This window comes from Streptomyces sp. KLMMK, from assembly GCF_036961605.1.
In the GTDB taxonomy this organism is placed as follows: domain Bacteria; phylum Actinomycetota; class Actinomycetes; order Streptomycetales; family Streptomycetaceae; genus Streptomyces; species Streptomyces telluris.
In genome coordinates, this window is record NZ_JBAMDC010000661.1 from 1 (window position 1) to 2,048 (window position 2,048).

A 2,048-nucleotide genomic window follows, 5' to 3' on the forward strand; every position below is an offset into this window, starting at 1 on the left:
CGACGCCGACAGCAGGGCTGCGACGGCCGCGCCCACCCGCCCGGCGCCCCGCACCTGCACCCGCATGGCCTGCCGCGCCGCCATCAGCCGCATCGCCTCGCCCGGCCCGGGGTGCAGCACGGACAGCGAGGCCAGGTCGGGCCGCAGCCGGTCCAGCGCGGACCCCGTCTCCCGCAGGGCCGCCGCCGCTTCGCCGCCCCCGCGTACGTCATCGAGCAGCCCCGCCGCGGAGAGCCGCTCCACCAGGGCGTCCGCCCGTCCCTCGGGCAGCCCCACGGCTCTCGCCTCCTCGCGCAGGAGCGGCATGCCGCGCGTGCCGTCGAGCAGGGTCAGGAAGCTGCCCGTGGCCGTGTCCACCGGACCCACCGTCACGGCGTGGGCCGGGGCCACCCCGAACTGGACGGTGTCGCGATTGCGCCAGCTGCGCCGCAGCGCGGGCTTGAGCATGGGATGCGCGGACATGCCCGGTGCAGAGCTTTGCTCCACGGCTGCCCCCTCCATGGCTGCCCCCTCCGCTGCTGTTCTCTGTGCGGCTGTCCTCTGCACGGTTCCCCCCTCGGTCGGCATGGCCGTCCCCCTCGATCGGCCTTCAGCATGGACCGTCCGCGCGGTCACCGTGAGAAGTTGTCCACAAGCACGGTGTGATGGTCGTACAAGCTCGGTCCCCTTGGGTCTTTGGGCCCGACAAGGAGTGATGGGCGGGACTTCACGCGCCGCCAGCCGGTAACGTCGGAGCCGTGCCCGTCGACCCTCTGCACAGTGCCGCACGACCGCGCAGTGCTCCCAGCCCGCTCACCGGCGGTGCCGAGCCCGGAGCGGTCGAGGTCCGACGGAGCGCGCGCCGCCGCAGGACGGTCTCCGCGTACCGGGAGGGGGACCGCACCGTCGTCCTCATCCCCGCCCGCATGTCGGAGGCCGAGGAGCAGCGCTGGGTGACGGTGATGCTCGACAGGCTGGCGGCGCAGGAGAGCAAGCGGATGCTCGGCGACACCGAGCTCGCCGAGCGGGCCGCGCGCCTGTCCGCGCAGTACCTGGACGGCCGGGCCCGCCCCGCGACCGTCCGCTGGGTCACCAACCAGAACACCCGCTGGGGCTCGTGCACCCCCACCGAGGGCAGCATCCGCCTTTCGCACCGGCTGCAGGGGATGCCCGAATACGTCCTCGACTACGTGCTCCTGCACGAGCTGGCGCACCTGCTCGTCCCCGGCCACGGCCCCGGCTTCTGGCGGCTCCTCGAGGCCTACCCGCGTACCGAGCGTGCCCGCGGCTACCTCGAAGGTGTGGTGGCCGCCGACAGGTTGCCGCACCTCCCCGCAGCGCGCGGCGAATGAGCCGGGCCCGGCTCCGGCGGGCCCCCGAGGGGGACACGGCCGGTCCGGAGTCGGTTGAACCAGCCCTCAGCCGTTAGCCTGACGCAACGCATTCATCACACCTTTTCATCGCACGTTCGGATGGGGGACGGTCGTTACGCATGGCCAGGGAATTCCAGCGCGGCCACAAGGCCAAGATCAGTGACCTGACGGCGGGGACCGATCTGTACGTGGGAGTGCAGATCGCGGGCCCCGGCCTGACCTTCGACATCAGCTGTTTCGGCCTCGACGCCGCGGAGCGGCTCTCGGACGACCGGTATTTCGTCTTCTTCAACCAGCCCAAGTCGCCCGAGGGCGCCATTCAGCAGCTCGGCGCGCAGGCCGGGGACACGGAATCCTTCCGCGTCACCCTCGACCAGATCCCCGCGCACATCCAGCGGCTCTCTTTCACGGCCACCCTCGACGGCGCGGGCCAGATGTCACAGACCGCACCCGGCTATCTCCGTATCGTCGCCGGTGGCCAGGAAGTCGCGCGCTACTCCTTCACCGGGACCGAATTCAGCACCGAACGCGCGGTGATGCTCGGCGACATCTACCTGAAGGACGTCTGGCGCTTCGCCGCCGTCGGGCAGGGCTTCGACGGCGGACTGGAGGCACTGCTCCAGCACTTCGGCGGTGAGGTGCTCGAAGAGGAGCCCCAGGCGCAGGCTCCGCCCGCGCCCGCGCCCGCCGCGGCGC

Annotated in this window: 2 protein-coding genes and 1 pseudogene; 2 read left to right on the forward strand and 1 reads right to left on the reverse strand. The window is 72.1% G+C overall.

Annotated features, from left to right (window positions below):
- Positions 1-462: pseudogene (locus V7793_RS36850) on the reverse strand (ThiF family adenylyltransferase); the annotation flags it as partial.
- A gap of 275 nt (positions 463-737) precedes the next feature.
- On the opposite strand from V7793_RS36850, the gene V7793_RS36855 reads away from it, so the two are divergent.
- Positions 738-1,331, forward strand: coding sequence for a SprT-like domain-containing protein (locus V7793_RS36855; protein WP_168094115.1), 594 nt, complete (start codon positions 738-740; stop codon positions 1,329-1,331).
- Positions 1,332-1,471: 140 nt separating this feature from the next.
- Positions 1,472-2,048: TerD family protein (locus V7793_RS36860; RefSeq protein WP_336014038.1), on the forward strand; the 577-nt coding region annotated here is incomplete at its 3' end.